This is a genomic window from Elioraea rosea, from assembly GCF_007644105.1.
Taxonomy (GTDB): Bacteria; Pseudomonadota; Alphaproteobacteria; order Acetobacterales; family Acetobacteraceae; genus Elioraea_A; species Elioraea_A rosea.
In genome coordinates this window covers 15,559-38,067 of the sequence record NZ_VFAC01000012.1, presented here as the reverse complement: position 1 = coordinate 38,067, position 22,509 = coordinate 15,559, and the positions used below count along the sequence as shown (strand labels likewise).

The 22,509-nt window shown below is 69.3% G+C and carries 21 protein-coding genes and 3 tRNA genes; 12 read left to right on the top strand and 12 right to left on the bottom strand.

The window, feature by feature from the left end:
• Positions 1-3: 3 nt before the first annotated feature.
• A complete protein-coding gene (locus tag FIF60_RS09810) occupies positions 4-1,398 on the bottom strand; it encodes an amidase family protein (protein ID WP_144185896.1) in 1,395 nt (464 codons plus the stop codon).
• Positions 1,395-2,381 carry a nitrile hydratase subunit alpha gene (locus FIF60_RS09805; RefSeq protein WP_158639151.1) on the bottom strand — a complete coding sequence of 329 codons (987 nt, stop codon included), beginning with the start codon at positions 2,379-2,381 and terminating at the stop codon, positions 1,395-1,397. Before FIF60_RS09805 ends, FIF60_RS09810 begins: the two co-directional genes overlap by 4 nt.
• A gap of 82 nt (positions 2,382-2,463) precedes the next feature.
• Here FIF60_RS09805 and FIF60_RS09800 point away from each other — a divergent pair, with 82 nt between their 5' ends.
• From FIF60_RS09800 to FIF60_RS09790, 3 genes are read left to right on the top strand one after another with little or no spacing between them, the layout of a single operon-like run.
• Positions 2,464-3,450, top strand: coding sequence for a Bug family tripartite tricarboxylate transporter substrate binding protein (locus FIF60_RS09800; protein ID WP_158639150.1), 987 nt, complete (start codon positions 2,464-2,466; stop codon positions 3,448-3,450).
• A gap of 13 nt (positions 3,451-3,463) precedes the next feature.
• On the top strand, positions 3,464-4,156 hold the full coding sequence (locus tag FIF60_RS09795; protein WP_144185893.1) for an isochorismatase family protein: 693 nt from the start codon (positions 3,464-3,466) through the stop codon (positions 4,154-4,156).
• Between the two features lie 5 nt (positions 4,157-4,161).
• The gene (locus FIF60_RS09790; RefSeq protein WP_144185892.1) at positions 4,162-5,082 is read left to right on the top strand and encodes a polysaccharide deacetylase family protein; all 921 of its coding nucleotides are present in this window, start codon (positions 4,162-4,164) and stop codon (positions 5,080-5,082) included.
• Positions 5,083-5,154: 72 nt separating this feature from the next.
• On the opposite strand, the gene FIF60_RS09785 is transcribed toward FIF60_RS09790, so the two are convergent.
• Positions 5,155-6,729 (bottom strand): gamma-glutamyltransferase, encoded by a 1,575-nt coding sequence (locus FIF60_RS09785; RefSeq protein ID WP_144185891.1) that lies wholly within the window; start codon positions 6,727-6,729, stop codon positions 5,155-5,157.
• A gap of 134 nt (positions 6,730-6,863) precedes the next feature.
• Here FIF60_RS09785 and FIF60_RS09780 point away from each other — a divergent pair, with 134 nt between their 5' ends.
• Together FIF60_RS09780 and FIF60_RS09775 are read left to right on the top strand one after the other, a co-directional pair.
• Positions 6,864-7,340 (top strand): (2Fe-2S)-binding protein, encoded by a 477-nt coding sequence (locus FIF60_RS09780; protein WP_144185890.1) that lies wholly within the window; start codon positions 6,864-6,866, stop codon positions 7,338-7,340.
• Positions 7,341-7,343: 3 nt separating this feature from the next.
• The gene (locus FIF60_RS09775) at positions 7,344-9,584 is read left to right on the top strand and encodes a xanthine dehydrogenase family protein molybdopterin-binding subunit (protein WP_144185889.1); all 2,241 of its coding nucleotides are present in this window, start codon (positions 7,344-7,346) and stop codon (positions 9,582-9,584) included.
• Positions 9,585-9,623: 39 nt separating this feature from the next.
• Here FIF60_RS09775 and FIF60_RS09770 read toward each other — a convergent pair whose 3' ends face one another.
• Genes FIF60_RS09770 through FIF60_RS09750 form a run of 5 tightly spaced genes read right to left on the bottom strand, consistent with a single transcriptional unit; the run spans position 9,624 to position 14,232 of the window.
• Positions 9,624-10,559, bottom strand: coding sequence for a branched-chain amino acid ABC transporter permease (locus FIF60_RS09770; RefSeq protein ID WP_144185888.1), 936 nt, complete (start codon positions 10,557-10,559; stop codon positions 9,624-9,626).
• A 2-nt stretch (positions 10,560-10,561) separates the two neighbouring features.
• Complete coding sequence (locus FIF60_RS09765) at positions 10,562-11,446, bottom strand: branched-chain amino acid ABC transporter permease (RefSeq protein ID WP_144185887.1); 885 nt, start codon at positions 11,444-11,446, stop codon at positions 10,562-10,564.
• A gap of 47 nt (positions 11,447-11,493) precedes the next feature.
• Positions 11,494-12,735 carry an ABC transporter substrate-binding protein gene (locus tag FIF60_RS09760; protein WP_144185886.1) on the bottom strand — a complete coding sequence of 414 codons (1,242 nt, stop codon included), beginning with the start codon at positions 12,733-12,735 and terminating at the stop codon, positions 11,494-11,496.
• A gap of 46 nt (positions 12,736-12,781) precedes the next feature.
• Positions 12,782-13,474, bottom strand: a complete 693-nt coding sequence (locus tag FIF60_RS09755; RefSeq protein ID WP_144185885.1) for an ABC transporter ATP-binding protein — start codon at positions 13,472-13,474, stop codon at positions 12,782-12,784.
• Positions 13,474-14,232, bottom strand: coding sequence for an ABC transporter ATP-binding protein (locus FIF60_RS09750; protein WP_144185884.1), 759 nt, complete (start codon positions 14,230-14,232; stop codon positions 13,474-13,476). The genes FIF60_RS09755 and FIF60_RS09750 overlap by 1 nt, the downstream gene beginning before the upstream one ends.
• Positions 14,233-14,467: 235 nt before the next feature.
• Between FIF60_RS09750 and FIF60_RS09745 the strand changes: the two genes are divergently transcribed.
• Both FIF60_RS09745 and FIF60_RS09740 read left to right on the top strand, forming a co-directional pair.
• Complete coding sequence (locus FIF60_RS09745) at positions 14,468-15,532, top strand: acyltransferase family protein (protein WP_158639149.1); 1,065 nt, start codon at positions 14,468-14,470, stop codon at positions 15,530-15,532.
• A complete protein-coding gene (locus tag FIF60_RS09740) occupies positions 15,529-16,581 on the top strand; it encodes an SGNH/GDSL hydrolase family protein (RefSeq protein WP_144185882.1) in 1,053 nt (350 codons plus the stop codon). The genes FIF60_RS09745 and FIF60_RS09740 overlap by 4 nt, the downstream gene beginning before the upstream one ends.
• Positions 16,582-16,721: 140 nt before the next feature.
• Here FIF60_RS09740 and FIF60_RS09735 read toward each other — a convergent pair whose 3' ends face one another.
• The gene (locus FIF60_RS09735; RefSeq protein ID WP_144185881.1) at positions 16,722-17,168 is read right to left on the bottom strand and encodes a hypothetical protein; all 447 of its coding nucleotides are present in this window, start codon (positions 17,166-17,168) and stop codon (positions 16,722-16,724) included.
• A 177-nt stretch (positions 17,169-17,345) separates the two neighbouring features.
• Between FIF60_RS09735 and FIF60_RS09730 the strand changes: the two genes are divergently transcribed.
• Complete coding sequence (locus tag FIF60_RS09730; RefSeq protein WP_144185880.1) at positions 17,346-18,056, top strand: S1 family peptidase; 711 nt, start codon at positions 17,346-17,348, stop codon at positions 18,054-18,056.
• A 52-nt stretch (positions 18,057-18,108) separates the two neighbouring features.
• Here FIF60_RS09730 and FIF60_RS09725 read toward each other — a convergent pair whose 3' ends face one another.
• Genes FIF60_RS09725 through rlmB form a run of 3 tightly spaced genes read right to left on the bottom strand, consistent with a single transcriptional unit; the run spans position 18,109 to position 20,557 of the window.
• A complete protein-coding gene (locus FIF60_RS09725) occupies positions 18,109-18,951 on the bottom strand; it encodes an LOG family protein (protein ID WP_144185879.1) in 843 nt (280 codons plus the stop codon).
• The gene (locus FIF60_RS09720) at positions 18,948-19,739 is read right to left on the bottom strand and encodes a 2-keto-4-pentenoate hydratase (RefSeq protein ID WP_144185878.1); all 792 of its coding nucleotides are present in this window, start codon (positions 19,737-19,739) and stop codon (positions 18,948-18,950) included. The genes FIF60_RS09725 and FIF60_RS09720 overlap by 4 nt, the downstream gene beginning before the upstream one ends.
• Positions 19,740-19,753: 14 nt before the next feature.
• Positions 19,754-20,557: a 23S rRNA (guanosine(2251)-2'-O)-methyltransferase RlmB gene (gene rlmB, locus FIF60_RS09715; protein WP_144185877.1), complete on the bottom strand. Its 804-nt coding sequence runs from the start codon at positions 20,555-20,557 to the stop codon at positions 19,754-19,756.
• 123 nt (positions 20,558-20,680) lie between these two features.
• Here rlmB and FIF60_RS09710 point away from each other — a divergent pair.
• The 4 genes from FIF60_RS09710 to FIF60_RS09695 all read left to right on the top strand — a co-directional run bounded on the left by FIF60_RS09710 (position 20,681) and on the right by FIF60_RS09695 (position 22,432).
• Positions 20,681-20,766, top strand: a tRNA-Tyr gene (locus FIF60_RS09710).
• 57 nt (positions 20,767-20,823) lie between these two features.
• Positions 20,824-20,897: transfer RNA gene (locus tag FIF60_RS09705), tRNA-Gly, on the top strand.
• Positions 20,898-20,961: 64 nt separating this feature from the next.
• On the top strand, positions 20,962-22,152 hold the full coding sequence (gene tuf / locus FIF60_RS09700) for an elongation factor Tu (protein ID WP_144185876.1): 1,191 nt from the start codon (positions 20,962-20,964) through the stop codon (positions 22,150-22,152).
• 203 nt (positions 22,153-22,355) lie between these two features.
• Positions 22,356-22,432, top strand: a tRNA-Trp gene (locus FIF60_RS09695).
• The last annotated feature ends 77 nt before the right edge of the window (positions 22,433-22,509 follow it).

Sequence of the window (22,509 nt, the reverse complement as noted above, 5' to 3'; positions counted from 1 at the left end):
GCCTCAGCCGAGCGGCGCGAGCGTTGGCGCGGCGAGCGCTGCCTCGATTACCGCTGCGCCCGCGAGCGCCAGATCGTCGCGGTAGAGCGCGGCCGCGACCTGCACGCCTCTCGGCAGGCCGTCCGAGTCGAGGCCCGTCGGTACCGCGATTGCCGGCTGGCGCGAGAGGTTGAAGGCGAAGGTCCACGGCGCCCAGCGCTGCCAGAGGTCCCGCTCGGGATGGGTGAGCTCCTCCTCGCAGGGAAGCGCGGCCTGCGGCACGGCCGGGCAGAGCACGAGGTCGTAGCGGCGGTGGAAGGCAGCCATCGCATGGGCGGTTTCGATCACCGCCGCCTGAACGGCGAGGAAGGCCTCCGCCGGCATCGGCTCGGTGCGCTGCGCCATGGCGACGAGCGGGGCGTCGAGCAGCGCGCGCCTCTCCTCGGGAAAGGAATCGACGAGCCGCTTCAGCGCCTGGCCCCACACCGCGCCGAACAGGGTGCGCGTGTCGGGAAGGGAAGGATCTGCCTCCGTCACGATCGCGCCCGCTGCCTCGAGCGCGCGCGCTGCCCGGGAGACGGCCTCGACGGAGGCAGCATCTGCGGGCGGCTCGTAGCCGAGGTGGCGAACCACGGCCACGGTCATCCCGCGCACGCCGCCCGCGGCGCGGCCGAGCCAGTCCGGAGGGGGGGAGGGGAGGCAGAGCGGGTCGCGCCAGTCGAACCGCCCGATCGCATCGAGCATCAGCGTGGCATCGGCCACCGTGCGCGTCATCGGCCCGGCGACGGCGACCTGCGCGAAAGCGCCGAGCGGCCATTGCGGAACGCGCCCGAAGCTCGGCTTCAGCCCGACGATGCCGCACCACGAGGCGGGGATTCGGATCGACCCGCCGGCATCGGTGCCGATATGCAACGGGGCGTAGCCGGCGGCCGCGGCGGCACCGGCGCCGGACGACGACCCCCCGGTCGTCATCGCGCGGTTCCAGGGGTTGCGCGTGATGCCGTGCAGCGGGCAGTCGCCCGGGGACTTCCAGCCGAACTCCGTCGTCGTCGTCTTGCCGAGGATCACGACGCCGGCCGCCTTCAGCCCGAGCACGACGGGGCTGTCCTCGGCGACCGGAGCTGTATCCGTCGCGCGGCTGCCGCGCCGCGTCGGGTGGCCGGCGAGATGGAGCAGGTCCTTCACGGTCGCCGGCACGCCATCGAGCGGGGAGAGCGGGCGGCCCGCATGCCAGCGACGCTCGCTCTCGGCCGCCGCCGCCATCGCGCCCGCATCGTCCACCACCGCCATCGCGTTCAACGCGCCGTCGTGACGCCCGATGCGGTCGAGGCAGGCGCGGGTGGCCTCGCGCGGCGACAGCGCGCCGCGCGCGTAGAGCGCGGCGAGATCGGTGGCCGAGAGCGTTGCCGCGTCGGTCATGCCGCCTCGCCTGCGCGGGCGACGCCGATCATGCTGTCGCGCGTGACGAGCGCGGCCAGCCGCTCCTCGCTCCAGCCTTCCGTCCCGGCCGGGCGTTCGGGGATGACGAGGTAGCGGTTCTCCGCGGTGCTGTCGTGGACGCGGATCTCGACAATCTCGGGAAGCGACAGGCCGAACTCGGCGAGCACGGCGCGCGGCTCGCGCACCGCGCGGGCGCGGTAGGAGCGGCTCTTGTACCAGGCGGGAGGCCGCCCGAGCACCGTGCGCGGATAGCAGGAGCAGAGCGTGCAGACGACGAGATTGTGCAGCGCCGGCGCGTTGAACAGCGCGGTCAGCCGCGTCGCCGCGGCGGGAATGCCGAGCTCCTCGCCCGCCGCGTTGCCGTCCTCAGCCAGGCGCCTCGCGTAGGCGGGGTCGGTCCAGGCGCGGGCGACGATGCGGGCACCGAGATGCTCGCCCCGCCCGTCCATCCGCGCGATCTCCGCGGTGATCTCCTCGCGGCTGATGATGCCGCGTGCGACGAGGCGCTCACGCACCGCCACTGCGCGAAGTCTCAGGGGTGAGAGAACCGTCTCGCCCTCGTCATGGTCACGCTGGTGGCCGTGATCATGGTCGTGGTCGTCATGATCGTGGTCGTGATCGTGGTCATGCGCGATACGGTCCGCCCTCGCCTCGCGAAGCCGCGCGATCTCGGCTTCGATCTCCGCCTCGCCGAGCACGCCCTTCGTCACAAGCAGGCCGGAAAAGGCGTGGATCCAGCGCTCGTAGTAGGGCAGCGCCCAGTAGGTCGCGTCGTCGAGCCGCTCCTGCAGGGTGCGGGTTTCGTCCGTCGTGAAGAAGTTCCGCTTCGCATCCGCGAGAACCATGCGGATGGCGTCGGCCTCCTTCTCCCAGTGCGCATAGTCATGCTCGTCACGGTGGATCGTGCCGGAAGCCAGGCCGCCGATGTCGTGCGGCCCGCTGCGTGGGGGGAGGTCGGGCATGGCGGGGCTCCTTCGGGTCGTGTCTCGACAGGGCGGGCGCTCGGAGGCAGTGTGCCAGCGAGAAATGTCGGGGAGGTTGGCCATGGATGCAATCGGTCGTCGGAGCGTGCTCGCTCTTGCCGGGGCTGCCGCCGTTTCCGGTGCCGCGCGCGCGCAGGCCTGGCCTGAGCGGGACCTGCGGCTCGTGGTTCCGTTCCCCCCCGGCGGAACGACGGATGTGGTCGCGAGGCTTCTCGCCGAGGCGATGCGCGAGCAGCTCGGCCGGGCAGTGATCGTCGAGAACCAGCCCGGCGCGGGTGCGACGCTCGCGGCCGGCCGCTTCGCTTCGCAGGCGTCGGACGGGCACTCGCTTTTCCTGAGCCAGATCGCCTCGCACGGCATCGCGCCGGCGCTCTACCGGAACCTGACCTACGATGCGCGGGCGGATTTCCGGTCCGTCGCGCTTGTCGTCACCGTGCCGAACGTGTGGGTGGCGAACCCCCGCAAGCTTGCCGGGCGTGACGTGCGCGGCGTGTTGCGCGATGCCCGTGCCAACCCGGACACGATCACCTTCGCCTCTGCCGGAAACGGGACGAGCACGCATCTGACGGGCGAGCTCATCAACATGCTCGCGGGCACGAAGATGACGCATGTGCCCTATCGCGGCGCGGGCCCTGGCATGACGGCAGTGATCGGCGGCGAGGTCGACACCTTCATCGACAACCTGCCCACGGCGCTGCCGCAGATCCGCGGCGGCACCGTCACCGCCCTCGCCGTCACGGCGCCGGAGCGCGTGCCGGAGCTCCCCGATGTGCCGACGCTCGCCGAGCTCGGCGATTTCGGTATGCAGGGCGTGCAGGCCGAGGCGTGGTTCGGCCTGTCCACGCACAAGGGCACGCCCGATGCGGTGGTCGCTGCGATGAACCGCGCGGTAAACGCCGCGCTTGCCCAGCCTGCGCTTCGCCAGGCGCTGGCGGAGCGTGGCACGGTGCCCCGTGGGGGAACGGCCGAGGCGTATGGATCGCTCATCGACAGCGAGCTGACGCGCTGGGCCAAGGTGGTCGCGGAAGCCAAGGTTACGGTGAACTGAGGAGGACACGGTGATGGCCGACAAGCTCGCTCGCTGGCAGGGCATCATTCCGGAGGAGGATCTCGCCGCCTACCGCAAGGGGTCGTTTGGGCGGCGCATCGGCCTCGGGTCGCGCCCCGCCCTGCTCAACATCGACACGACCTACATGTTCGTCGACCCCTCCTACGACATGTGCGGCCGCGAGATGCCGGAGTTCATCGCCGCGGTGACGCGCGTGACGGAGACGTTCCGCCGCCTCGGCCTGCCGATCTACTACTCGCGGCGCGATGACCGAAGCCACCCGGCATATCGGGGCATCTGGAACCTCAAGCTCGGCAACGCCACGGAGTTCCAGTACGTCGCCGACCCGAAGGCCGACCAATGGCCCGACGCCTACGGCCCGCGGCCGGAAGACAGGATCGTCTTGAAGAACAAGCCCTCGGCCTTCTTCGCCACGCCGCTCGAGAGCTTCATGCGCTATGACGGGGTGGACAGCGTGGTCGTCATCGGCGTCTCCACCTCGGGCTGCGTTCGCGCGGCGGTAACGGATGCGTTCTCGCACAATTTCCGCGTCACCGTGATCGAGGAGGCGGTGGGGGACCGGAGCCCGGCCGCACACACCGCGAACCTGTTCGACATGGACATGAAGTTCGCCGACGTCGAGCCGATCGACGCCGTGCTCGCCGAGCTCGCGGCACGGTTCGGCACGCGCGCTGCGGCGGAGTAGCGACGATGAGCGATGCGCCCGTGCCCGAGCCGCTGAAGCCCTGGCAGTGGCCTGAGGAGAAGTGGCGCGCCGTCGTCGAGCGCGGGCGGGCAGGGCGCTCGCTGAAGCCGAAGACCTGGCCTGGTGGCGCGCGCTGTGCCGTCTCCCTCTCCTTCGACGCGGACCACGAAACGATCCCTCTCCGCGACGCGGACGAGAGCCCGATGCGGATCAGCCAGGGCCAGTACGGTTCGCGCGCAGCGATCCCGCGTATCCGCAAGCTGCTCGACCGACACGGCGTGCGCGCGAGCTTCTTCTACCCTGCCGTCTCTGCGCTTCTGCATCCCGAGGAGGTCCGCGCGCTCGCAGACGAGGGGCACGAGATCGGCATCCATTCCTGGATCCACGAGGCGAACACCACCGTTCCGCCTGAGGCCGAGCGCGACCTCAACTTCCGCGCGGCCGACGTGCTCGAGAAGATCAGCGGGCGGCGGCCCGTCGGGATGCGGACGGCGAGCTGGGATTTCTCCTCCGCAACGCTCGATATCATCCGCGAGCTTGGCCTCCTTTACGACAGCTCGCTGATGGCCGATGACGAACCCTACGAGCTGATGGACCGTGGCGAGGCGACCGGCATCGTCGAGTTGCCGCCGGAGTGGATCCGCGACGACGCGGTGTACTTCAATATGGTGCGCTTCTCGGGCCTCCGCCCTTACACGCCGCCTTCGGCCGTGGAGGAGATCTTCCGCGCCGAGTTCGACGGTGCCCATGAGGAGGACGGGCTTTTCCTTCTCACGATGCACCCGCACGTGATCGGGCATCGCTCGCGACTGCCGCTGCTGGACAGGCTGATCGCCTACATGAAGTCGAAGCCTGGCGTGTGGTTCGGCACGCACGAGGAGGTGGCACGGTGGTGTGCCACGCAGGCGACACCACCGCTGCCATGATCTTCCTCAGGCTTGCGCGACCGCTCAGCTAACCCTGCGCGACAGCTCCGTTAGGCCTGAGCAAACACTCCGCTAAGCCTGTGCAACTGCTCCGCTCCAGGGGCTCATCACGTCGCTGATGCCGGTGAGCGAGCCGTCGGCCTCGCGGCGGATCAGGTTCGGGCAGGCGAAGTTCACCGGCAGCACGGTGTGCTCGACGAGCTCGGTCCTGAACCGCCCCGTGAGCGCTGAGAGGATCGACGGCGAGAGGCGCTTGTCTGCCGTCACCGTGTCGGGGCCGGAGACGTCGACGCGCGGGTGATGCGCGGCGCGCTCGGGCTCCATGCCGTAGTCGAGCACGAACATCAGCATCTGCAACACCGAGGCGAGGATGCGCCTGCCGCCCGAGGCGCCTGCGGTGATGATCGGCCTGCCGTTCTCTGTCACGATCACCGGGCTCATGTTGCAGAGCGGCCGCTTCGAGGGGCCGATCGAGTTGGCTTGGCCTGGCCGCGGGTCGAACCAGAATACGCCGTTGTTCATCATGATGCCGGTGCCGGGAAGCGTGGTGCGGCTGCCCATCGAGGAAAGAAGCGTGGTGGTGACCGACACCATCGTCCCCTCGGCATCGACCACCGTGAAATGCGTGGTGCAGGCCTCCGCCGCGCGCGGGTTCGCATCCGTCGTGTCGCCGAGGCCGGCGAGCCGCTCGGCATAAGCCTTCTGCATCGCCGCGGCGAACGCGGTGAAGAAGGCGGCGTCGGGCTCCTTCCCGAAGCCGTGCGCGGCCATCTGATCGAGAACGCGCTGCATGGTCGGCGCCGCGGTCAGCCCCCCTGCGCCCTGGATCACCCGCCCATGCCAGGGATGCTGGCTCGAGGCCGTGGTGCGCGTCGCGCAGCCGGCGAGATCGGCCGCTGACAGCACGCCGCCCATGGCGGCGACGTCGGACGCGATCGAGGCGGCAATGTCGCCCTTGTAGAAATCATCGATGCCTGCCTCGGCGATGCGCGCGAGCGTGTCGGGCAGGCGGCCGAGAATGAGCCGCTTTGCCGGCCCGACATAGGGTGGCGTCGGCGGCAGGCCATCGGGCAGGTAGATGCGCGCGCTCTCGGGGTAGCGGCGGAGGTCGACCGCGGAGGAGGCGATCTTCATTGCGCCGAACCAGTCCGCCGGCAGGCCACCCTTGGCGAGGGCAATGGCCGGGGCGAGCACGTCCTTCCACGGCAGCCGCCCGCCCCTCGCATGCAGAGCGGCATAGCCCGCCGGGGCGGAGGGGATGCAGAAGGAGAGGGGGCCGTGGACGTTCTTCTCGCCCTCGACGTTCGGCCAGGCGAAGAGATGCTCCGACACGCCCTCGACGATGGGGAACAGCTTGGGCTTCAGCCCGGCGGGGGAGACGGGCCCGAAATCGATCACCTCGGCCTGCGCCGCGCCGGCCCTGTGCACGAGCGCGAAGCCGATGCCGCCGAGGCCGCTGTTCCACGGCTCGAGCGCTGCGAGGGCGAAGGCGGTGGCTGCGGCGGCATCGAGCGCGGTGCCGCCCGCATCCAGCATCGCCACGCCCGCTTCGGCCGCCGCCTTGACCTGCGACGCCACCATGCCCTTGCGGCCATGCGCTGCGGGTTTCGCCACCACCCAGTTCTGCGTCTGATGCGAGATCGCCATCGTGTCCGGCCTTCCTTCCCTCGAGAGGGCGGCAGTGTGGAACGCACGCGCTCGTGCGGCAACGCCCCCTTGCCGCGGGGGGGCGGCCGGGCGCACCATTCCCGTAACGATAACGCCCTCGGGAGGAACGGACGATGGCGACCGACGTGGCGCTCACCGTGAACGGGAGCGCGCGCACCGTACGGGTCGAGGACCCGCAGACGCCGCTTCTCTACGTGCTGCGAAACCAGTTCGCGCTGAACGGGCCGAAATACGGCTGCGGCCTCGGCCAGTGCGGTGCCTGCACGGTTCTTGTCGACGGCGAGGCGCGGCGCTCCTGCTCGCTGCCGGCCGCCCAGGCGGCGGGACGGGCCATCACCACGCTCGAGGGCCTGGGCACGCCGGAGAACCCGCACCCGATCCAGAAGGCCTTCATTTCCGAACAGGCGGTGCAGTGCGGCTACTGCATCAACGGCATGATCATGCAGTCGGCGGCGTTCCTCGCGAAGAACAAGGCGCCCTCCGAAGCGGAGATCCGCGAGGCGCTGAAGGACAATCTCTGCCGCTGCGGCACGCATGTGCGCATCCTCGCCGCCGTGCAGCGCGCGGCCTCCGACATGGGGAGGGGCTGAGCCATGGACGGAACCCCCGGCACGCTGCCGCGCCGCGGCCTGCTGGCCGCCGGCGCGGCGCTCGTCGTCGCCTTCTCGCTTAGGAACGAGGCGGAGGCGCAGGAAAAGCCCGTTCCCACCTCCGGCCCGCGACCCGTGCCGCTCGGCCGCGCGGAAAGCTTCCTCGCCTTCCATCGCGACGGGCGCGTCGAGGTGTTCACCGGAAAGGTCGATCTCGGAACAGGCATCCGCATTGCCATCATGCAGATGGTCGCCGACGAGCTCGACCTGCCTCTCTCCCGCGTGTCGCTCATCGAAGGCGACACGGACCTCACGCCCGACCAGGGCCCGACCTGGGGCAGCCTTTCCATCCAGGTGGCAGGCGCTGCGATCCGCCAGGCGGCGGCGACCGCGCGCCACCACCTTCTCGCCCGCGCCTCGGCGCATCTCGGCGTGCCGGCGGCCAATCTCATCGTGCTCGACGGCAACGTCCACCCGCGCGTCGGCGGGGCGTCGGTGTCCTTCGCGGAGCTCCTCGGCGATGCGCCGCTTGCGCTGGCGGTCGACCGCGAGGCGCCGAGGAAGCGGGCGGCGGACTACCAGGTCGTCGGCAAGTCGATCCCGCGCCCCGACGTCCCGGGCAAGGTGACCGGCACGCACACCTACATGCAGGATCTCCGGCTTCCCGGAATGATCCATGCGCGCATCGTGTTCCCGCCAGCGGTGGGCGCGCGGCTCGTCTCGCTTGACGAGGGCTCGGTACGCGGTATTCCCGGCGTCCTGCGCGTGCTGCGGCGCGAGAGCTTCATCGCGATCCTCGCCGAGGACGAGTGGGCGGCGATCCGCGGCCACGACACGCTGCGGGCGGAATGGACGCGCTGGGAGGGGCTCCCGGAGCAGGCGAAGCTCTACGAGACGCTGCGCGCCGGCCCCTTCGCCAAGACCGACACCGCGGGTGCCAAGGGCGATGCCGCTGCCGCGCTCGGCACATCCGCGCGGCGCTTCGAGGCGACCTACGACTTCGCGATGCAGTCGCACGCCTCGATGGGCCCGTCCTGCGCCGTCGCGCAATGGGACGGACGGCGCATGACGGTGTGGAGTGCGACGCAGGCGACGCACTGGACGCGGCTCGAGGTCGCGCGGATGCTCGGGCTCGAGCAGCCGCAGGTGCGCGTCCTCTACCTCGACGGCGCTGGCTGCTATGGCCGGAACGGGCATGAGGATGCCGCAGCGCAGGCAGCGTTGATCGCGCACATACTTGCCGGAACCGAGCTCGCAGGCCGCCCCATCCGCGTGCAGTGGATGCGGGCAGACGAGCATGGCTGGGACCCGAAGGGCCCGCCGACGCTGATCGCGCTGAAGGCGGGGCTCGACGCCTCGGGCAACATCGCCGCCTGGTCGTCCGAGTACTGGATCCCGCAGACGACTGAGCTCGCGCCGATCGAGAACCTCGCACTCAGCTTCGCGGGCATCGCGCAGAAGACGGTGATCAACCCAGGCAACATCCACAACAACGCCGTGCCGGGATACGAGATCCCCAACCACCTTGCGACCTTGCATCGGTTGACCGAGCCGCCGCTGCGCGCGAGCTGGATCCGCAGCCCGGGGCGGATGCAGAACGCCTACGCGATCGAGGCGTTCATGGACGAGCTCGCCCATGCTGCGGGGGCGGACCCCGTTGCCTACAGGCTTCGCCACCTGAAGGACGAGCGCGGTGCTGCGGTGCTGCGCGCGGCAGCGGAGAAGGCGGGTTGGCGCGAGGGGCAAGCCGCGCAGGGGCCGAAGGATGACGCCATTCTGCGTGGCCGCGGCGTCGCCTACGCGCGCTACGAGGCGCGCACCTACATCGCCTGCGTCGCGGAGGTGGAGGTGGAGCGGGCCAGCGGGAAGATCCGCGTCACGCGCTGCGTCGTCGGGCATGATTGCGGCCAGGTGATCAACCCGGACGGTCTCGCCAACCAAATCGAGGGCCAGGTGGTGCAGACCGTCTCGCGCACCCTGATCGAGGAGGTGACGTTCGACCGCTCGCGCGTGACCAGCCTCGACTGGGCCTCCTACCCGATCCTCACCTTCCCCGACGTGCCGAAGGTGGAGATCGCCTCGATCGAGCGGCAGGACGAGCCCCCCTGGGGCGCGGGCGAGATGGCGGCCGTCGTCATTCCGCCGGCCGTGTCGAACGCCGTGTTCGACGCGACGGGGGTGAGAATGCGGAGCATCCCCTACACGCCCGAGAAGGTGCGCGCCGCGCTCGCCGGCCGCGCCTGAGCCGTCACGCTGCCCGCCGGGTGCGCGGCGGGCAGCGTCTCAGAGCGGCTTGCCGAGCTTGGCCTGGATCTCGCCGACGATGCCGCGGCGGAAGGCGAGCACGCAGGCGACGAAGATGCCTCCCTGCACCACCGTCACCCACGCGCCGAGGATCGTGGCGAGCTCGTTCTGCATGGTGATGATCACGAGTGCCCCGACGGGCGGGCCGAAGATGGTGCCGATGCCGCCGACCAGCGTCATCAGCACCGCCTCGCCACTCATCGGCCAGTTCACGTCCGTCAGCGTCGCGAGCTGGAACACGATCGCCTTGGTTCCACCCGCCACGCCAGCAAGCGCGGCGGAGAGCACGAAGGCGATGAGCTTGTAGTCGTCCACCCTGTAGCCGAGCGAGACGGCCCTCGCCTCGTTCTCGCGGATCGCCTTCAGGACCTGGCCGAATGGCGAGTGCACGACGCGGTAGAGGAACAGGAACCCCGCGAGGAACACGGCCGCAACCACCCAGTAGAGCGCGAAGTCGCTCGAGAGGTCGACGACGCCGAAGAGGTGCCCGCGTGGCACGGCCTGGATGCCGTCCTCCCCTCCCGTGAACGGCGCCTGCACGCAGACGAAGTAGACCATCTGCGCAAGCGCGAGCGTGATCATCGCGAAGTAGATGCCCGAGCGGCGGATGGCGAGCCAGCCGAAGGCCGCGCCGAGCAGTGCGGCCACCACGGCGCCGGAGAGGATGGCAAGCTCCGGCGTGAAGCCCCACACCTTCGCCGCGTGCGCCGAGACGTAGCTGCCCATGCCGAAATAGGCGGCATGGCCGAAGGAAAGCAGCCCGACGAAGCCGATCAGGAGGTTGAAGGCGACGGCGAACAGGGCGAAGCACAGCACCTTCATCAGGAACACGGGATAGAGGACGAAGGGGCTCGCGACGATCAGCACGAGCATCGCCGCGAAGGCGATGCGCTGCGACAGGGGAACCGCGTTCATGCTCACGCCCGCCCGAACAGGCCCGCGGGCCGGAGAAGGAGCACGATCGCCATGATGACGAAGATCACCGTCGCCGAGCCTTCCGGATAGAACACCTTCGTCAGACCCTCGACGAGGCCGAGCCCGAAGCCGGTGACGATCGAGCCCGCGATGGACCCCATGCCGCCGATCACCACCACCGCGAACACGACGATGATGAGCTGCGAGCCCATGTTCGGGTTCACGCTGTAGATCGGCGCTGCAAGCACGCCGGCGAAGGCCGCGAGGGCGACGCCGAACCCATAGGTCAGCGTGATCATCCTCGGCACGTTCACGCCGAAGGCCTGCACGAGAAGCGGCCGCTCGGTCGCGGCGCGGAGATAGGCGCCGAGCTTCGTGCGCTCGATCACGAACCAGGTCCCGAAGCACACCACGACGGAGGCGACGATCACCCAGCCGCGGTAGTTCGGCAGGAACATGAAGCCGAGATCCATCGCGCCCTGGAGCTGGTCGGGGATGCGGTAGGGGATGCCGGAGGAGCCGAAGAGGTTGCGGAACACCCCCTCGATGATCAGCGCCAGGCCGAAGGTGAGCAGAAGCCCGTAGAGATGGTCGAGCCGGTAGAGGCGCGAGATCATCAGCCGCTCGATCACCACCCCGGTCGCGCCCACGATCAGCGGCGCGAGAAGGAGCGCCCACCAGTAGCTGAGGCCGAGCCATTCGAGCAGCATCCACGCCACGAACGCGCCCATCATGAACTGCGCGCCATGGGTGAAGTTGATGACGTTCATCATGCCGAAGATCACGGCGAGGCCGAGTGACAGGAGCGCGTAGAACGCACCGTTGATCAGCCCGAGCATGAGCTGGCCGTAGAGGGCGACGGCCGGAACGCCGAAGATCGTGTCCATGCGGTTTGGCGGATGCTGGGGGCGGGCTGCTGCCCGCCCCCGTCCGATCAGGTGCGCACGAGCGAGCAGCCGCCCTCGGCGAGCGGCCGCCAGGCATCGGCGATCGGGATCTCGCGGATCAGCTTGTAGTAGTCCCACGGGCCCCGGCTCTCGTTCGGGGCCTTCACCTCGTAGAGGAACATCGGGTGGAGCTTCCGGCCATCTGGGCGGATCTCGCCCTCGCCGAACAGCGGATCGGCCGTGCGAAGTTCCTTCATCTTGGCGACGACGGCCGCGCCGTCCGCCTTGGCCTTCTCTGCTCCAACCGCCTCGACCGCCTTGAGGTAGTGCAGCGTCGAAGCATAGACGCCGGCATGCGCCATGGTGGGGCGGATGCCGCGGTTGCGCGGGTGGAACTTCTCGGAGAAGGCGCGGCTTCCGTCGTTTCGGTCCCAGTAGAACGCATCGGTTAGCGTCAGGCCCTGCGCCGTCTGCAGGCCGAGCCCATGCACGTCGGTGATGAAGACGAGCAGCCCCGCAAGCTTCTGGCCGCGGCGGGTGATGCCGAACTCGCCAGCCTGTTTGACGCAGTTGATGAAGTCGCCGCCCGCGTTGGCGAGCCCGATGACCTTCGCGCGCGAGGACTGCGCCTGCAGAAGGAAGGACGAGAAGTCCGTCGTGCCCGGGAAGGGCGTGCGCACCTTGCCGAGGACGCGCCCGCCCGAGGCAGTGACGAATTTCTCGGTATCGGCCTCGAGGGCGTGGCCGAACGCATAGTCTGCCGTGATGAAGAACCAGCTGTCGCCGCCGGCGGCGACCATCGCGCGGCCCGTGCCGGCGGCCTGGCTGAACGTGTCGTAGGTCCAGTGGATCGTGTTCGGCGTGCACGACGCTCCCGTCAGCGCGGTCGTCGCACCGGCGGAGACGAGCATCACCTTGTTCTTCTCCCGCGTGATCTGGTTCACCGCGAGTGCGACGCCGCTGTTCGGCACGTCGACGATCGCATCGACGCCGTCGCGGTCGTACCAGGTACGGGCTGTCGTGGAGCCGACATCCGCCTTGTTCTGGTGGTCCGCCGAGACGATGTCGACGTTGAAGCCCTTGGCGCCCGGGTTGAAGTCCTCCACCGCCATCCGGGCGGCAAGCACCGAGCCCTGGCCCGCGAGGTCGGTGTAGAGGGAGGAGAGGTCGGTCAGCACGCCGATCCTGATCGTGTTTCCGGCCTGGGCGCGTGGGGCGCGCATGGGCGTGACCAGCGGCAGCGCGCCGGCCGCGGCCGTGCCAAGAAGCGTGCGTCGGTTCAATGTCATCGGTGGTCTCCTGTCCTTTCGTAGCCTTCCCGTGTGGCGAGCCGCATCAGACGCCGAGATAGCCGTGCAGCTTCTCCATGTTCGCATCCAGCGCATCGTTGCCGATCATGTCGACCATGCGCCCGTGCTCCATCACATAGTGCCGGTCGGCCACCGTGCGCGCGAAGCGGAAATTCTGCTCGACGAGAAGCACGGTGAGGCCGCGCTCCTTCAGCGCGCGGATGGTGCGGCCGATCTGCTGGATGATGACGGGGGCGAGGCCCTCCGTCGGCTCGTCGAGCAAGAGCAGCCTCGCACCCGTGCGCATGATCCGCGCGATCGCCAGCATCTGCTGCTCGCCGCCGGAAAGCTTCGTCCCCTGGCTGCCGAGCCGTTCCTTCAGGTTCGGAAAGAGCGTGTAGATCTCCTCGAGCCCGACGCCGCCCTCGGCGATGACCGGTGGCAGGGTGAGGTTCTCGCGCACGCTCAGCGAGGCGAAGATGCCGCGCTCCTCCGGGCACCAGGCGATGCCGAGCCGGGCGATGCGGTCAGGGCTCAGCGCCGCCGTCTCGGTGCCGAGGTAGCGGATGCTGCCCTTGCGTTTCGGCAGCACGCCCATGATCGCCTTGATCGTCGAGGTCTTGCCCGCGCCGTTGCGGCCGAGCAGGGTGACGACCTCACCCTCGGCGACGTCCAACGAGACGCCGTGCAGGACGTGGCTTTCCCCGTACCAGCCCTCGAGGTCGCGCACCTCGAGCATCAGGCGGCCTCCTCGCTGCCGAGATAGGCCGCGCGGACCTCAGGGTTGGCCGAGACGGTTGCGTAGTCTCCCTCCGCCAGCACATGGCCGCGCGTCAGGACCGTGATCGTGTCCGAGAGGCCCGAGACGACAGAGAGATTGTGCTCTACCATCAGGATAGTGCGCCCGGCGCGGATCCGCCGGATCAGCGCCACGACATGCTCGACATCCTCATGCGTCATCCCCGCCGTCGGCTCGTCGAGCAGGAGCATCTCCGGCTCGAGCGCCAGCGTCGTGGCGATCTCGAGCGCGCGCTTGCGGCCATAGGGCAGCAGCCCCGCCGGCACGGCCTCGTACTCGGAGAGGTGGACATCGGCGAGCAACTCGCGCGCCCGATCGTCGAAGCGGGACAGGACCCGCTCGGAGCGCCAGAAATCGTAGGAGCTGCCGCGCGCCCGCTGCAGCGCCACGCGCACGTTCTCGAGCACGGTGAGGTGCGGGAAGACGGCGGAGATCTGGAACGAGCGCACGAGGCCCATGCGCGCGACCTCCGCCGGCTTGGCGCGGGTGATGTCGCGCCCCTGCCAGGTGATCGTGCCGCGCGTTGGCTCGAGGAATTTCGTGAGCAGGTTGAAGCAGGTCGTCTTGCCCGCTCCGTTGGGGCCGATCAGCGCATGGATCGCACCGCGATGGACGCGCAGCGACACGTCGTTCACCGCGACGAAGCCGCGGAACTCCTTTGTAAGCCCCTCCGTCTCGAGAACGACGTCCCCGGCCACTTCATCCCCTTGTGATCGGCAGAGCTTCGCAGACGCAGCGAAGGGGCCGCAAGGGCGGTGTTGAGCAACGAGGCCAACAAACACGTCAGGACGCGACGCCACTCGCAACAGTTGTGCAACAAGTTCTATTACACTTCGGTCTGCTGTGATATTCGACCAACAGGGGAATAGCGTTGACGAATACAATCATAGTCATACGCCTGATCGATTTGGGGGGATCATGCGATCATCTGCGTTGCATCAGCCCAAGATTGAGGGCATCGAAGCCGCGCGCGGGCTCGCGGCAGTCCTTGTCGTCCTATATCATGCGGCACGCCATGTAGCGCAGTATTCGGGTGCGCTTCCATTCGGAAACTTCTCTGCATTCGGCCATGTCGGTGTCGATTTCTTCTTCGTTCTCAGCGGTTTCATCATCGTCTTCGTGCATGAGCGCGATATCGGCAAGCCGGCGCATGCCGGGCGCTACCTGCAGCGTCGGTTGACGCGGATCCTGCCGCTCTACTGGGTCGCGCTCGCGACGGAGACGGCCATCCTCGCGCTCTCCCCGACGCGCGACGTGCCCTCCCCCGGCCTACTGCTGCTTAACGCCTCTCTCGTCCCGATTGACGGCGCCATCGTCGGCGTCGCGTGGACGCTGCATCTCGAGATGCTGTTCTACGCCGTCTTCCTCGTGCTGATCCTGAACCGAACGATCGGCGCAGCGCTTCTTCTGGCCTGGGCCTGTCTCGCGGCCTCGTCGCTCTTCGGCGAGCGGGACTGGGGCGGGGAGCCGCTCGACTCGCTTGCCTCCTCCTACTGCATCCAGTTCTTCATGGGGATGGCTGCCGCCTGGTTCGTCCGCCGGGCCGCCGTGCCCCGGCCTCAAGTTCTGCTTCTCGCGGGCGTCTCCGCCTTCCTGGTCGCTGGCACGCTGCAGAACCTCGACGTGATGGACGGCTATGCCGCCTGGCCCGCCCGGGTCGTCTATGGCCTGTCGGCGATGGTCGCGCTGGTCGGCATCGTCGGAAGCGAGGCGCAGGGGCGGCTTCGGGTGCCGTCAGTGCTTGTCGGGCTCGGTGATGCGTCCTATGCGATCTACCTGTTCCACCTGGTGGCAATCGGCATGGCGTCGCAGGTCATTCGCGCGCTCGGGCTCAGGGGCGTGGTGCCGGCAGAGGCCCAGTATGTCGTTCTCGTTGCTGCCGGCATCATCGGAGGGATCGTGATCTCGCGCCTCGTCGAGAAGCCTCTCCTCGCCCTCGTACGCCGGCTCGTGACCGGACGCGGCGAAGGCCTGGTCGTCGCGACCGCCGGGCGGTGACGGCGCCGCGCCGCGCCTCCCGGGTCGGCCTCGGGGCGGCGCTTCTCGTCCTTGCGCTCCTTGCAGCCGAACTCGGCGCCGGATGGATTCACTTCCAGCGGTCTCCCGAGGGGGGAAGCGCGCTCGTCTGGATGGCAGAACGGGCGATCGACCGTGCCGGGCGCGCGTGGCGCGACCGCGCGCTTGCACGCGAGCTCGGCCCCGTGACCGTCGCGGACTATGAGCGCGCGGTGTTCAGCCCCGAGGGCGCTGCCGTCTTCGCGGAGCTGCAGCGCCGCTACGACGCCGAGTTCCAGGCGCTGCACGACACCGTCCGCCGCCGCGGGGCCCGGCTCGTGCTGTTCTACGTCCCGTCCGATCAGGCAAGCCGGGGAGAGGGCGAACGGTTCTTCCGCGCGATGGCTGAGAAGCACCAGGTTCCCTTCGTCGCTGCCTCCCGCCTCGGCGAGCTGCCGCCAGACGTCGCGTTCCTCCTGCCGTGGGACAGCCACCCGAGCAGGCTCGGTCACAGGATCATGGCCGACGCGCTCGCACCGGCGCTCGATGCGCTTCGCTCCCATCGCGCCCCGACGCCCGTGGTGACGGGGAGGAACCCGCTGCTCGGGGACTTCCCGCCGGGCATGAACGAGATCCTGCGCACCCAGCCGCTCGCGCCTTTCGTTCTGCGCACGAACGCCCAGGGCCTCAGGATGGACAGCGACGTGCCGCTCTCGCCGCCGGGGCAGGTGGTTCTGCTGCTCGGCGATTCCTTCACCTTCGGCACCCCGTTGCCTGTCGAGGATGCCTACCCCACACGGCTTGCCGGGCTCCTGCCGGGGAGACTCGTCGTCAACGCCGGCGTCGGCGGATACGGCATCCGCGAGGAGCGTGCGCTCTACGAAGAGCGCTGGGGCGAGGCGCGGGCAGACATCGTCGTGCTGCAGGCGCTCGACAATGATCTCACGAGCCTGTTGTGGCTTGCGCCGCAGCTCTGGACGCGGGCGATGCCGCGTCGCGAGGCCTCGGAAGCAGAGCGGGCGTTGCTCGAGGCGCTGCGCGCCCGGCGCTAGAGCAGCGCCCGACCTGGTGGAACCGATCCTGGTTCCATCAGGTCTGGCTGAGCTGCCCTACTCGTTTGTGGTTTGGTGCACGACCTTCGGTTCGATGGCGTCCAATCGTTCGGACCGTGCTCCAGGGGCGGCTCGCCGCTTCACTCGCCCCAGGACAGGAAGAAGCCGACATCGCCCGGCATCCCGCCGGGGAAGTCGACGATGCTGGCCCTGAGCTTCAGGTCCTTCGGCGCGAGATGCGTCTCCCAGAACCGGTAGAGCTGCAAGGGCCGGCCCGTGAGCGTGTTCGGCCAGCTGGGTTCTCCGTGGTTGATGGCGCGGCCCTTGTCGGTCGTCAGCACGTTCGGAAAGCGGAACACGAGAACCTCCGTTCGGCCTCGTTCCGCAGCGGCCTGCACCATGGCGGTGACGCGCTGCAGACCGCGGGAGATCGTCTCCTCGTTCACCGGAAGCGGCGTGGCGAGCTCGTCGAGCAGCGCCTTGCGCTTGGCCGCCTCCGCCTCCTGGTGCCGCTGCTCCTCGGCCGCCTTGCGCGCCTCTACCTCGGCCGCGATGCGCCGCAGCGCCCCCACATCAAGTTCCGCCATCCCCGCTCTCCATTCCTGCGACGAACCGAATATACACGACGGTCGGAGCGTGGCGAGGGGCAAACATGCCCCGGCATGGTTTGCCGCGCGGCAGAAACTGCCGGGACATTAACCGAACTTTCAACTACCCCGCCTTAACCTTCCTCGTCGGTTGTCGAGACGTGGAAGCGAAATATCATGATTCGTCTCAGGAACATGATCACCGTCGCGCTGGCAGGGATGCTGGTCCTGGCGTCTGGCCAGGACACGCAGGCCACGCAGAAGGTCAAGGGCGCCGTCGCCGCCTCCTATGCCGCCGTGCACGTCGGCGGCAACGGGCTTCCCCGCACCATCGGCTCCGCCGTCGCCTTCGATGACACCCACGTCCTCACCAACGCGCATGTCCTCAAGGCAGGCGGCACCGCGGTCGACGAGGCCGTGCTCGTCCGCCAGGACGGCGAGCGCGCCGCCGTGCGCGTGCTCGCCCGTAGCGAGCGGATGGACCTCGCCGTCGTTGTCGCGCCGAAGGGCTTCCTCCGCCCGGCAGAGCGGATCAGCGCCGGGCTGCGCGAGGGCATGCCGGTCTGGGCGGCCGGGTCGAACGCGCAGGGGCCGGTCTCGGCCGATGGCTGGTTGACCCGCCTCGGCATGCACATTCCCGCCTTCGGCCCGGGCATGGTGGCGCGCATGGATGCGGCGCTCGGCTTCTCCGGCGGCCCGGTGCTCGACGCCGAGGGGCGCGTCGTCGGCATCACGACCGCCGTGCGCGACGCTGGGCCCGCCTCCGTCGCCGGCCCTGCCGGCCTGCCCGAGGGCGCCCGCTCTGAGGCGCGCCGCCCCCGCCGCGAGGTGTTCCTGCTCGAGATCGCAGCCGTCGAGGCCGAGGCGCGGCGCCTGATCGGACGCTGAGGGGCGAGAGACGGCTCGAGCCTTCACTACGGCCGCAGCAGCAGAAGGCTTATCAGGTGGTGTCTGTCCGATAGAAGCGCCGGATCGCCTCCGCCCCTTCCTCGGCGGTCTCGACCCAGGTGATGAGCTCGACATCGCCTGGCGAGATCATTCCGTCCTCGACGAGCATGTCCCACCGCACAAGCTTCTCCCACCATTCCCGGAAGAACAGCAGCAGCGGCATGCGCTTGATCTTGCCGGTCTGCACGAGCGTCAGCGTTTCGAAGAGCTCGTCGAGCGTTCCGAACCCGCCGGGGAAGAAGGCGCAGGCGCGGGCGCGCATCAGGAACTGCATCTTCCTGATGCCGAAATAGTGGAACTGGAACGAGAGGGACGGGGTGATCCACCGGTTCGGCGCCTGCTCGTTCGGCAGCACGATCGAAAGCCCGATCGAGGGCCCCGCCGCCTCGGCCGCGCCACGGTTGCCCGCCTCCATGATACCCGGCCCGCCGCCTGTGACGATCGCGAAGTCGCACCGGCCTTCGCGCTGGCTTCCCTCCGTCATCAGCCGCGCGAAGCGGCGTGCCTCCTCGTACCAGCGCACCTGCCGCGCCGCGCGGGCGGCGTGTTCGGGAGAGGCGGCGACGCGCTCGGCCATCTCCGGCGAGGCGACGCGGGAGGAGCCGAACAGAGCCACCGTCGAGCCGATGCCGGCCTCGTCCTGCAGGATCTCGGGCTTGGAAATCTCCAGCGCGAGGCGGACGGCCCGCATCTCCTCGCGCCGGAGGAACTCGGTGTCGGCGAAGGCGAGGCGGAAGGCGGGGTCTGCCGTCTGCGGCGTGTTCGGCGCTGCCTCTGCCTGGGCGACCGCTTCCTCTGCCGTCGGATAAGGCTCGCCACGATGCGCGGTGGTCATGCGAAGCGCACCGTCACGGCACCGAGCGTAGCGAAGACGACCTCGACCTCCGCCGGCCCCTCGAGCCAGGCCGGCGGCGTAACGGAGCCGCACATCACCACCTGGCCGGCGCGGAGCCCGCCGAATGCCTTCGCGGCGCCGCTCGCGGCGAGGAAGCGAAGCACCTCAAGCGGGTCTCCGAGCAGGTCGGCTCCCTTGCCCTCGCCGAACAGCCTGCCGTCGATCCGCATCGCGCCGGCGAGCTCGCGCAGCGCACCGGCCGCAAGCGCCTCCGGAGAGAAGCGCGTTTCGGGGCCGAGCACGGCGCCGCCGTGGAAGAACTGGTCGGCGATCAGCGTCGGGGTGCCGACCGCGCGCATGTCGGCGTAGCGCTGCTCGACGATCTCGATCGCAGGTAGGACGGCGGCGACGGCGCGCGCGGCCTCCTCCCGCGAGGGGGGGGAGCCGGTGAAGGGAAGGTCTGCGCCGAGGCGAAGCGCGATCTCGCATTCCGTGCCAGGGGCCACCCAGTCGCCGAACCGTGTCGCGAAGCCGGACGGATGGAGGTTCTCGCGCGCCATGAAGCCGGCCGCGGGGGCGCCGACGCCGAGATAATCCTGCATCGCCCTGGCCGTCGCGCCGACTTTGAAGCCGGCCGGCGGCACAGATCCTTCCGCCTTGGCGAGCGCGGCCTGCGCGGCGTAACCCTCCTCCTCCGTCGTCGGCGCGATCGCGCCGAGAGGGGCGAGCGTGCGCCGCGCGCGGCGAGCCTCCTGCAACGCGGCTGCCGCCGTGTGCGGATCGATCATCGTCGTTCCTCCCGTTATTCGAGCCGCTCGGCCATGACGGAGTAGAGCGCGACGGCGGCGGCGACAGAGACATTCAAGCTCTCCACTGCGCCCGTCTGCGGCAGGCGCACGAGCGTGTCGCACGCCTCCCGGGTCAGTCGCCGCATTCCCTCGTCCTCCGCGCCGAGAACGAGCGCGAGGCGACGGTCGCCGAGGCCCGCGCCGGCGAGCGTCGTCTGCGCCTCGCCGTCGAGCCCGACGACCCAGAGCCCCGCCTTCTTCAGCGCCTCGAGCGTGCGGGCGATGTTCACCTCGCGCACCAGCGGCACGCGTTCGAGCGCGCCTGCTGCCGCGCGGGCCATCGCCCCGCCTTCGCCCGGGGCGTGCCTGTCCTGCACCACCACCGCGGCGGCGCCGAAGGCTGCGGCCGAGCGCAGGATGGCGCCGACATTGCGCGGGTCCGTCACCTGGTCGAGCACGAGGACAGGGCCGTCGGTCGCCTCGACGATCTCTGCGAGCGGCGGCGGCTCCAGCGGGTCGGCGAGCAGCGCCAGGCCCTGGTGCACCGCGCCGGGAGGAAGCAGGGCCGCGATCGCCTGCGCCTCGACCCGCTCCGGCTGGATCGTCCAGGGGTCCACCACCGTGGTGGCCAGGGCGGGAAGGGCCTCCGCCGTCGCGAGAAGCCGCCTCGCCCTGCGGGCAGGATTGGCGAGCGCTGCGGCGACGGCGTGCAGCCCATGCAGCCAGTACGCCGCGCCTGCTGCATCGGCGCCGCGGTCATGCGTCCGGTCGTGTGCGCGCCTGCCGCCGTGGCGGCGATGGTCCTTGCCCTGCCTCATTGCCCCACAATGGGCCGAGGCGGGGGCATCGCGAAAGTGGCGGCAGCCAAGGCGAGAGGCGCGTTGACAGCGCGGCGGAAATGCCCCATTCCGCCGCCCTGCCGCTGCAGGCAGCGGGGCCTCGGAGGGGTGCCCGAGTGGCTAAAGGGGACGGACTGTAAATCCGTTGGCGCACGCCTACGTTGGTTCAAATCCAACCCCCTCCACCACCCCGCTTCTGGACGGCAAGACCGGACTTCATTCTGGACGCGTTGTCGCTCAACGGTGCGGGTGTAGCTCAATGGTAGAGCCCCAGCCTTCCAAGCTGGTTGTGCGGGTTCGATTCCCGTCACCCGCTCCAGTCTGAGCGCCCGAGTCTTCCTCTCCACCCCGAACGTCAACACCGAACACGGCAGGCAACACCCATGGCGAAGGCGAAGTTTGAGCGGAACAAGCCGCACTGCAACATCGGGACGATTGGTCACGTGGACCATGGGAAGACGTCGTTGACTGCGGCGATTACGAAGGTTCTGGCGAAGAGTGGTGGTGCGACGTTCACGGCGTATGACCAGATCGACAAGGCGCCTGAGGAGCGTGCGCGCGGGATCACGATCTCGACGGCGCATGTGGAGTACGAGACGAAGAACCGCCACTACGCGCATGTCGACTGCCCGGGCCACGCCGACTACGTGAAGAACATGATCACGGGTGCGGCGCAGATGGACGGGGCGATCCTGGTGGTGTCGGCGGCGGACGGCCCGATGCCGCAGACGCGCGAGCACATCCTGCTTGCCCGCCAGGTCGGCGTTCCTGCGCTGGTGGTGTTCATGAACAAGGTGGACATGGTCGACGACCCCGAGCTTCTGGAGCTCGTGGAGCTCGAGGTTCGGGAGCTTCTGAAGAGCTACCAGTTCCCTGGCGACGACATCCCGGTGATCAAGGGCTCTGCGCTGTGCGCGCTGGAGGACCGGGAGCCTGAGCTTGGCGAGCAGGCGGTTCTGAAGCTGATGGAGGAGGTTGACCGCTACATTCCGCAGCCTGAGCGTCCGAAGGACCGTCCGTTCCTGATGCCGATCGAGGACGTGTTCTCGATTTCCGGCCGCGGCACGGTCGTGACGGGCCGTGTCGAGCGCGGGATCATCAAGGTTGGCGAGGAGGTCGAGATCGTTGGCCTGAAGCCGACGGTGAAGACGACGGTGACGGGCGTTGAGATGTTCCGCAAGCTTCTGGACAGCGGCGAGGCTGGCGACAACATCGGCGCGCTGTTGCGTGGCACGAAGCGCGAGGACGTGGAGCGGGGTCAGGTTCTGGCGGCTCCTGGGTCGATCACGCCGCACACGAAGTTCATGGCGGAGGCCTACATCCTGACGAAGGAGGAGGGCGGTCGTCATACGCCGTTCTTCACGAACTACCGTCCGCAGTTCTACTTCCGGACGACGGACGTGACGGGTGTGGTGACGTTGCCCGAGGGCACCGAGATGGTGATGCCTGGTGACAACGTTCGGATGGAGGTTGCGCTGATCGCGCCGATCGCGATGGACGAGGGGCTCCGCTTCGCCATCCGCGAGGGCGGACGCACCGTCGGCGCCGGCGTGGTGACGAAGATCGTCCAATAGGACGCTGAGCCCGTTCCGGGAACCGGAAGACCCCCGCCCCGCAGAGGCGGGGGTTTTTCATGCCCGGATGCGGTCCGGGCAGGGGTCAGTCCTGTCAAATTCAGGGCTGACGGCGGGCGCGCGCTGGTATATGGAACGCGCCTTCCCGGTCAGCGACGCGCCTTCCCGACCATCCGGCAGGGGAGGTGCGCGGCGATCCGGCTAGGGGTGTAGCTCAATTGGCTAGAGCGCCGGTCTCCAAAACCGGAGGTTGGGGGTTCGAGACCCTCCACCCCTGCCAGGCCGGGTTCGGTGCGCGCGCCGGGCTGTTCCGGGCGCTGCGCGGTTGCGGCCCGGGCAAGGCCAGTGGCGTCGGTA

What these genes read in the sequence shown, in the direction of transcription:
- FIF60_RS09720 (WP_144185878.1), bottom strand. Translation starts at nt 19,739, where the DNA reads ATGATCGATCCGCACACGGCGGCAGCCGCGTTGCAGGAGGCTCGCCGC.
- tuf (WP_144185876.1), top strand. Translation starts at nt 20,962, where the DNA reads ATGGCGAAGGCGAAGTTTGAGCGGAACAAGCCGCACTGCAACATCGGG.
- FIF60_RS09725 (WP_144185879.1), bottom strand. Translation starts at nt 18,951, where the DNA reads ATGACCACCGCGCATCGTGGCGAGCCTTATCCGACGGCAGAGGAAGCG.
- FIF60_RS09785 (WP_144185891.1), bottom strand. Translation starts at nt 6,729, where the DNA reads ATGGCGATCTCGCATCAGACGCAGAACTGGGTGGTGGCGAAACCCGCA.
- FIF60_RS09755 (WP_144185885.1), bottom strand. Translation starts at nt 13,474, where the DNA reads ATGCTCGAGGTGCGCGACCTCGAGGGCTGGTACGGGGAAAGCCACGTC.
- FIF60_RS09805 (WP_158639151.1), bottom strand. Translation starts at nt 2,381, where the DNA reads ATGCCCGACCTCCCCCCACGCAGCGGGCCGCACGACATCGGCGGCCTG.
- FIF60_RS09795 (WP_144185893.1), top strand. Translation starts at nt 3,464, where the DNA reads ATGGCCGACAAGCTCGCTCGCTGGCAGGGCATCATTCCGGAGGAGGAT.
- FIF60_RS09730 (WP_144185880.1), top strand. Translation starts at nt 17,346, where the DNA reads ATGATTCGTCTCAGGAACATGATCACCGTCGCGCTGGCAGGGATGCTG.
- FIF60_RS09780 (WP_144185890.1), top strand. Translation starts at nt 6,864, where the DNA reads ATGGCGACCGACGTGGCGCTCACCGTGAACGGGAGCGCGCGCACCGTA.
- FIF60_RS09790 (WP_144185892.1), top strand. Translation starts at nt 4,162, where the DNA reads ATGAGCGATGCGCCCGTGCCCGAGCCGCTGAAGCCCTGGCAGTGGCCT.
- FIF60_RS09760 (WP_144185886.1), bottom strand. Translation starts at nt 12,735, where the DNA reads ATGACATTGAACCGACGCACGCTTCTTGGCACGGCCGCGGCCGGCGCG.
- FIF60_RS09770 (WP_144185888.1), bottom strand. Translation starts at nt 10,559, where the DNA reads ATGAACGCGGTTCCCCTGTCGCAGCGCATCGCCTTCGCGGCGATGCTC.
- FIF60_RS09735 (WP_144185881.1), bottom strand. Translation starts at nt 17,168, where the DNA reads ATGGCGGAACTTGATGTGGGGGCGCTGCGGCGCATCGCGGCCGAGGTA.
- FIF60_RS09800 (WP_158639150.1), top strand. Translation starts at nt 2,464, where the DNA reads ATGGATGCAATCGGTCGTCGGAGCGTGCTCGCTCTTGCCGGGGCTGCC.
- FIF60_RS09775 (WP_144185889.1), top strand. Translation starts at nt 7,344, where the DNA reads ATGGACGGAACCCCCGGCACGCTGCCGCGCCGCGGCCTGCTGGCCGCC.
- rlmB (WP_144185877.1), bottom strand. Translation starts at nt 20,557, where the DNA reads ATGAGGCAGGGCAAGGACCATCGCCGCCACGGCGGCAGGCGCGCACAC.
- FIF60_RS09810 (WP_144185896.1), bottom strand. Translation starts at nt 1,398, where the DNA reads ATGACCGACGCGGCAACGCTCTCGGCCACCGATCTCGCCGCGCTCTAC.
- FIF60_RS09765 (WP_144185887.1), bottom strand. Translation starts at nt 11,446, where the DNA reads ATGGACACGATCTTCGGCGTTCCGGCCGTCGCCCTCTACGGCCAGCTC.